The 6,901-nt window shown below is 49.6% G+C and carries 11 protein-coding genes; 7 read left to right on the forward strand and 4 right to left on the reverse strand.

Annotated features, from left to right (window positions below; all coding sequences use genetic code 11):
* The 4 genes from ACTS3T_RS01765 to ACTS3T_RS01780 form a co-directional block, all read left to right on the forward strand.
* Positions 1-1,080: response regulator (locus ACTS3T_RS01765; protein WP_462934643.1), on the forward strand; the 1,080-nt coding region annotated here is incomplete at its 5' end.
* Positions 1,070-1,453, forward strand: coding sequence for a response regulator (locus ACTS3T_RS01770; protein ID WP_462934644.1), 384 nt, complete (start codon positions 1,070-1,072; stop codon positions 1,451-1,453). The genes ACTS3T_RS01765 and ACTS3T_RS01770, both read left to right, overlap by 11 nt.
* Positions 1,454-1,769: 316 nt before the next feature.
* Entirely contained in the window at positions 1,770-2,051 is a 282-nt protein-coding gene (locus ACTS3T_RS01775) for a DUF2281 domain-containing protein (protein ID WP_462934645.1), read from the forward strand.
* Positions 2,048-2,458, forward strand: coding sequence for a type II toxin-antitoxin system VapC family toxin (locus ACTS3T_RS01780; RefSeq protein WP_462934646.1), 411 nt, complete (start codon positions 2,048-2,050; stop codon positions 2,456-2,458). The genes ACTS3T_RS01775 and ACTS3T_RS01780 overlap by 4 nt, the downstream gene beginning before the upstream one ends.
* A 78-nt stretch (positions 2,459-2,536) precedes the next feature.
* Here ACTS3T_RS01780 and ACTS3T_RS01785 read toward each other — a convergent pair whose 3' ends face one another.
* Complete coding sequence (locus tag ACTS3T_RS01785; RefSeq protein ID WP_462934647.1) at positions 2,537-2,764, reverse strand: helix-turn-helix domain-containing protein; 228 nt, start codon at positions 2,762-2,764, stop codon at positions 2,537-2,539.
* A 148-nt stretch (positions 2,765-2,912) separates the two neighbouring features.
* Here ACTS3T_RS01785 and ACTS3T_RS01790 point away from each other — a divergent pair, with 148 nt between their 5' ends.
* From ACTS3T_RS01790 to ACTS3T_RS01800, 3 genes are all read left to right on the forward strand, one after another.
* The gene (locus ACTS3T_RS01790) at positions 2,913-3,125 is read left to right on the forward strand and encodes a hypothetical protein (protein ID WP_462934648.1); all 213 of its coding nucleotides are present in this window, start codon (positions 2,913-2,915) and stop codon (positions 3,123-3,125) included.
* A 354-nt stretch (positions 3,126-3,479) separates the two neighbouring features.
* On the forward strand, positions 3,480-3,956 hold the full coding sequence (locus tag ACTS3T_RS01795) for a hypothetical protein (protein WP_462934649.1): 477 nt from the start codon (positions 3,480-3,482) through the stop codon (positions 3,954-3,956).
* Positions 3,957-4,008: 52 nt separating this feature from the next.
* A complete protein-coding gene (locus ACTS3T_RS01800) occupies positions 4,009-4,188 on the forward strand; it encodes a hypothetical protein (protein WP_462934650.1) in 180 nt (59 codons plus the stop codon).
* Positions 4,189-4,210: 22 nt separating this feature from the next.
* Here the strand turns inward: ACTS3T_RS01800 and ACTS3T_RS01805 are convergent, their stop codons facing one another.
* From ACTS3T_RS01805 to ACTS3T_RS01815, 3 genes are all read right to left on the reverse strand, one after another.
* Positions 4,211-4,909, reverse strand: coding sequence for a uracil-DNA glycosylase (locus tag ACTS3T_RS01805; RefSeq protein ID WP_462934707.1), 699 nt, complete (start codon positions 4,907-4,909; stop codon positions 4,211-4,213).
* 427 nt (positions 4,910-5,336) lie between these two features.
* A complete protein-coding gene (locus tag ACTS3T_RS01810) occupies positions 5,337-5,912 on the reverse strand; it encodes a hypothetical protein (protein ID WP_462934651.1) in 576 nt (191 codons plus the stop codon).
* 64 nt (positions 5,913-5,976) lie between these two features.
* Positions 5,977-6,901, reverse strand: a 925-nt coding sequence (locus ACTS3T_RS01815; RefSeq protein WP_462934652.1) for a hypothetical protein, incomplete at its 5' end; no start/stop codon positions are given.

Consider the following 6,901-nt stretch of genomic DNA (forward strand, 5'->3'; position numbering starts at 1 on the left):
CATCCCCCCATCCCCCCATCCCCCTATCTCCCCCTCTCCCCCTCCCTCCTCCTCACCGTCCGCGATCAAGGCCGAGGCATCCCGGCTGACAAACTCGAAACTATTTTTGGCCGTTTTCAGCAGGTAGATGCCTCTGATTCGCGCGAGAAAGGCGGCACCGGGCTGGGGTTGGCGATTTGTCGCAGCATTGTACAGCACCACGGCGGCCAGATCTGGGCAGAGAGCGAATTAGGCCAAGGTAGTCGGTTTTATTTAACGCTGCCGCTGCTAGAACCGCGATCGCTATCGCCACCAACCGACCAGACCAAACCATGGGTGCTAATTTGCGATGATGATGCCTCTGTGCGTACCGTCATGCAGGCCAAGCTAGAGCAACAGGGCTATCAGGTGCAGACGGTGGCTTCTGGACAAGCCGCGATCGCCTTAGCCACAACTCAGCCGCCCGATGTGATTTTGCTCAACTTGCTTATGCCTGAAATGAACGGCTGGGAAACGCTGGCGGCGCTCAAAGAACATGAAACTACTCGCCGGATTCCGGTAATTATTTTGAGCGGGCTGCACCCCAACGCCGAGCAGGCGCTTGATTCAGTCATTAGCGACTGGATTGTAAAGCCGCCCGATGAGCGACGCTTGCTTCAGGCTTTAGAGCGGGCACTCGGCAGCGTCAACCAGCGAGGCAAAATTTTAATTGTTGAAGACGATTTGAATCTGGCGCAGGTGTTGATGGCGGTTTTTAACCGCTGGGGAGTAGAAACTTACCACGCTCAAACCGGGACTGAAGCGATTCAGCTCAGCCAGCAGATTAGGCCAGATCTGGTTATTTTAGACCTAGTGTTGCCAGAGTCTGATGGTTTTGCGGTGGTTGATTGGCTGCGACAGCACAACCGCCTTTGTCATGTGCCGCTGGTAATTTATACCTCAGTAGATTTAGACGCAGCGATTCGAGAGCGGCTACAGCTCGACCAAACGCTATTTCTAACCAAAGGACGTATTACACCAGCAGAGTTTGAGCAAAAGGTGATTAATTTGCTAATTCGAGTGGCGCGAGATAAGGAAGATCAGGTCTGTTATGAAGGCTAGGCACGTTCTGCTGATTGACGATGAACGCGATATTCGCGAAGTGGCAGAGGTAGCATTAAGTGTGGTCGGTGGCTGGCAGGTTTCGACGGCGGCTTCGGGGCGAGAAGGGCTAGAAAAGGCGATCGCTAATCCGCCAGATGCCATTTTGCTAGATGTGATGATGCCAGATATGGATGGACTAGCGACGTTGCAAGCATTACGGCGGGAACCTAAAACGCGATCGCTGCCAGTTATTTTGCTCACCGCTAAAGCCCAAAGCGCTGATCAACATCGGTTTGAGTCGTGGGATGTGTCGGCAGTGCTGGTAAAACCGTTTAAGGCGATGCTGCTGGCAGGGCAAATTGCGGCTATTTTAGGCTGGGATGTGGAGTGAGAAAAACCGCAAACTTGCCGAGTCTGGCAGATGGTAACAACAACTATGACAATAAAAGAATGGTTATTACAGATTGGCAGCAGATCAAAAGCAAAGGCTGAATAAAAGGTTTTCTGACAACGGCTTTCAGCCATTGAAGTGTCTCACCCTAGTTGGCTATAGCTATAATCCACTTTTGTCTGTCCGGGAGAAATTCAACGAATTTACGCCTTTTTAGCCGCCGAAAACCCAAGGCTTGCCCCTAGTTTGATACCAAAGGGATAAAAGCCATAATTACTCAAAGTTTAAAGATCTAGCTTAAGAGGCTAAAAGAATAATGACCAATCGAGAACAGCTTATCCAAGAAATTGAACAGGCTCCCGATGCGCTGATTGAGGAAGTCCTCGACTTTTACCTATTTCTCAAGCAACGTCAGCAAGCTAAAGACGAAGCTCAGGCTGATACGTCAGAACTGAGTTTTAACGGTATTCTCAATCTTTTAGAGCAGGTCAAAGATATTCAGTCCCAAGTTCCGGCTGAAGAGTGGGAAAAACTGCCTCATGATGGCTCTATCAATCATGATCATTATCTCTACGGTGCGCCCAAAGTAGAGGAATGAAAATCGTTTTTGCAGACACTGGCTACTGGATTGCGTTACTCGATCCTCAAGACAGCCTTCACTCAAAAGTGATTGAAATCAGCCTTACTCTAGAACAGGATCAAATTTACACCAGCGAAATGGTGTTGACGGAAGTACTGAATCACTTTTCTAAACAGGGCATCTTTCTCAGACGGGCAGCCGCAAGCTTCATTCAGGCGGCCCAGCAAAATCCTGCCATCAAAATTTTTCCTCAAACCACCGATTTATTTCAGCAAGCCTTTGCCCTTTACAGGCAACGTTTAGACAAATCCTGGAGCCATACGGACTGCGCTTCATTCTTGATCATGCGGCAGCAAAATGTTTTAGCAGCTCTTGCTTACGACAAACATTTTGAACAAGCAGGCTTTGTTGCTTTACTTCGGTAAACAGGCACCAGGCATCCAGCGATCGCTTGACGCTTAAGCTCACTGTGGCATAATAATTATATTCCTTTTGGAATAAGACTAGCTTTGCAGATTGTCAGACTTGGGGCCTGGTTTAGGTGCTTTATCTAAGTAACTTTTGAGACTGGAAGCCTCGACTAACCAGATTCCCCCTGCCCGTCGGGCACTAATCAGCCCTTGCCGAATCAGTAGCCTAACGTGTTGAGGTGTATAACCCGATAACTCAGCAGCTTCCGAAACCGTGATCATTTCGGAGTCGGTCATCTTGTCTTGAGAAAAAATCAGCACAAATGGCTAGCCTCCAAACCCAAAAGTCAGGCTAGAGACTCAAAGATATTCTACTTCATGAGTCTGCTAGCTTTGCCATGCTTACTTTTGAGCAACCAAACTTATTTCTCAAAACTTCAAGTTTTTGCTATCAGGAGACTCTATTCTCATGCTCGATTCTTTACCTAACTTAGATCGCTTTAATAATGCCGATCCGCGTGTCTTGACTCTTTTGATCATTGGCACCCAAGAAAATGTCAAAGCCCACATTCTCAGACAACATACGCTTGGCGTTGTAGAAGCAGGAGCATGGAGCAAACCCATTTGTGTCCCCAACTGCCCTGATAAAGTGTTCGTTATTTTTAATCGGATTATGGCTTAGTCGCAGTCTTCAGACCCCTACACAGCCTTTACCCAAAACCGAGCCTATCGCCAAACTAGCGCAGTAAGCGATCGCAAAAAGCTTACCCTGTTCTAGAAAATAGCTCAGTGCTTTTCAGCCCCATAGTGAGTTGTGGCTTTAGGTCTAAAGGTCTTTTGCGATCGCGTGACGCTTAAGCTCACCGTGGCAGAATCAATACGTTCTTAGCACTCTTTAGGAGTTCTTTAGTTTTGTTGTTTAGGCTAGACGCAATTGCGGAGCAGATTCTCCCACTGCCTGAGGCGCTGGTAAAAACCGATGTTTCCCGCCCAGAAAAATCTGCTCCGCCTTGTAAGCGCAGTCAAAGTATCGATTATGCACCCTGTGTACCCCCAAAATCAGCCAGATCCTAGCCTCAGCCTGATGATAGATGCCTTTGAACTACAAGATAAAGTCATCATTGAAGCTTGCCAAAACACCCTTAGCTCAGTAATCGGAGACGAGCAAGCCATCGACATTACCATTGCAGCCATCTTTCATTTGGCTGATAAGCAACCCAACCTTTGCCATTGGATTTTAGAAGAATTTCAAAGTCAAGCCGCTTGCGAAGAAGTGCTGCGCGGAGCCAGAGAGTTTGCCGTGACGGGTTTACTGCAACAAGGCTTTCAACCAGGGCAAGACTTTAGCGCTTTCGACGCGCTCCATCTAATGGTTAATCAGTCGGCTAAATCAGCCCTGATGCGGCAAGCTTCAATGACTGATAAGGTCTTTCTCGAATCAGTTTTAATCGGCAAACTCGATACTCAGACCGATGCCGATACGGTTGTCGTTCCTCATAATCAAGAAGACTAAAACGATTGATAAATTAATTCTACTTTTGAGCCAATACTAGGCTCAAATTACCATGCGACGACAACTAGGCAAAATGTGTATCCGCCCTCTGGTTTGGCTGTTTTCAGAGGTGGTGTTTAGTTTAGTCGGCCTCGATAATCTGGCTGACTATAGTGAATTTATTTTTGAAGCTCATCACAAAATAGCGCACGCCAGTCTTAGCGCAATCGTCTATTCAGTAGACATACCTTAACTGTACCTCAAAAGCGCGATCGCTATATAGCAGAAAGTTCCTCTAACTTGCTTCGAACTGCCTGAATATCTTGCCACATCAACCACTTAGGCTTACCCTTCTCTCGCGAAGGATTTCGCAACAAATAAGCCGGGTGAAAAATCGGCATACAAAGACGCCCTTCCCACTCTATCCACTGACCCCGAATTTTAGTAATGCCTCGCTTTTCGCCAGTGAGTCCTTTCATAGCAGTGGCTCCCGTCAGCAAAATAATTTTAGGGTCAACCAGGCGAATTTGCTCTAGCAAATAGGGCAAACAAGCGTTGACTTCATCGGTCGTTGGGGCGCGGTTCCCTGGGGGACGACACTTGACGACGTTGCAAATGTAAACGTCTTTTTCGCTATCAAGCCGCACCGAGGCTAAAATCTTTTCGAGTAGCTGCCCCGACTTACCCACAAACGGTAGCCCTTGCTCATCTTCGCTTTGCCCCGGCCCTTCTCCCACAATCAAAATGGGGGCATGAGGGTTGCCACGACCCACAACCACATGCGTTCTACCCGCAGCTAGATCACAGCGCTGGCACTGCTTGCAGGGTACGGCTAAGTCTGCCATGGTCTCAAAGGTGCCAGTCGGTATCGGCACAGCCGCACTGGTAGGAATCAGAGCCGGATCCACATCTACTGCTGAGGGGGCGGTTGATTCTGCAAGGTTAAAGAGGCTGATCTGCTCGTCATCGGCCATGAGCTTAGTCATCTAAAATCGGGTCTAGTCACTGCTGCTCACCAGCAACGGTTGGGGCTGTTGTCCCTAGAGTGGTTGGCAGCAGCATAGATGCCTATTCTCTAAGAAAATTGCTGAAAGATCCACTCTCTAATGGCGGATGCCGCTAAACGAGCCACAAGCTGCCCCCACTTGGTCGCTCGGTAAGTAGCCAGAAGCTTTAGGGCGATCGCCATATAGCCGTAGCCACCCAGGTTGAGATTGAACGCAGTAGCCAGACGGTTGTAGTTGCCTTAATTTCTAGCCGTCCCGAGAAATTCATAAAGATACAAAACTTGAACAACTTTGATAAACCCTTACTTGCGCGGTCTGCAACAAATTCGCTATATCCCACAGTGATGATGTAACTGTGCCTCAGCTCGATCGGGCTGAGGTTTTTTTGCCAAAATTACTGGCAGATAGAAAGACGCGCTTGGCAACGGCGATCGCTTTGACGCCGATTACCCGCTAGCAAATTGCGGCGAGGAGGGCGCAAAACAGAGGTGGGTTGGCGGGAAGCTGCCACTGTAACGTTTTGTGATTGAATCTGAGACTGTAGCATTCGAATTTCCCGCTCCCAGTTGAAGTTCTCAGGGGCGCTAGAAAGATCGGGTTCAGACGGTGGCGGTAGCTGAGCCGCCAAAAAAGCGTCGCAGCCTGCCATAAAAGGAAAGCGAATTTGCTGGTGATGGTAGCGTACCCACTGGGCGCGATCGGCCAATAGCTGCGATCGCTCGGCTTCAGCAATTTGAGCAGATGCCAGCAACAAGGCTAAAGCGTCAATGGCGGCTTGCCAGTTTTGCAAACAAACGGCCTGCTGTACCTGCCAGCGATAATCAGTTGAGGCCACATCCGACTCAAAAAACTGCTGCGGCGAAGGACGGGCGATCGCAGGTAACGGTAAGCTCAAAGCGATCGCGATACCCGTCGCGACCCCTTTGCCCAAATTGGCCAAAACCGCTTGAACCACTAATTTTTTTTTCATACCCGTGCCCCCCAAACGTGTCATCAATGGGGAAGCTGTTGTCTGCTTCCCCTACAGTCACTCTTTATTCCACAGGCACAATGATCTGAGGATTGGTTTGGCCTGGTACGCGCATGGTGATGCGGATTTGGCTAGGGCAGTTGTTGACGTCGGCGCGGAAGCGATACAAGCCAAACTCGGCAGTGCCTGCTTCTAGGTCGGGTTCTGCTTGGGTATTGCCAAAGTTGGTGTTGGTGTCTAAGTTGCGCACCACAATAGTATTGTTAGCCGTCCCCCCCGGCAAATAAGCGCCGCCGCGTACTTCAATCCGTCCCCCCGGATCGCAACTGACTCGCAAAACAGAAACTTGAGGCCGATCAGGGTCTACGGCTGGCGGAATAGGCGCATCAATCTCAGCCGTGTGAATGTACAGCGTACCCTCTGCAAAGTAGCCTTCTACTCCACCAAACTCGCCGCCTTGCACATCAGCAGCATTGACTTCAAACCCAAAAGCATTGATGACGGTAGCTGGATTACGCGCATCAGTCAATAACACAACGGGCACATCTAAAATGCTGGATAGCCCTGGCCCCAAGGGGCCAAGCACCACATTTTCAGCGACTTCCACAAACACATCTTCGGCAATAATGGCGTTGGGGTCAGTGGGGTCAGGGGTACCAATGACGATCGCGGTGCCCCCTTCAAAGCCCTGCTGAGTGCGCCCTGGCATGGGCGTTGGATCGGCTAGGTCGGCAAAGGTTAGCTCTGCCGTAGGCGAGTGGATGGGTGTGCCCTCAGGTACTTTAACCGTAATATTCATCACCCTGAGTTCCCGCCGATTGACGCGAACGTTTTGCAAACGCCCTTCAATTTCGCTCAGCAGGGGGTCAACCTGAGCGGCAGCAGGCATGAGGCTAACGGTAGCAATAGCTGCACAAGCAGCCCCTAAAGCAGTTTTGATGTTCATGGTTATTCCTAATCGAAGCGTTGGATACGGATTAATTCGCAAA

The sequence above is a fragment of the Almyronema sp. genome (assembly GCF_052168255.1).
GTDB lineage: Bacteria > Cyanobacteriota > Cyanobacteriia > Phormidesmidales > Phormidesmidaceae > Sphaerothrix > Sphaerothrix epifaneia.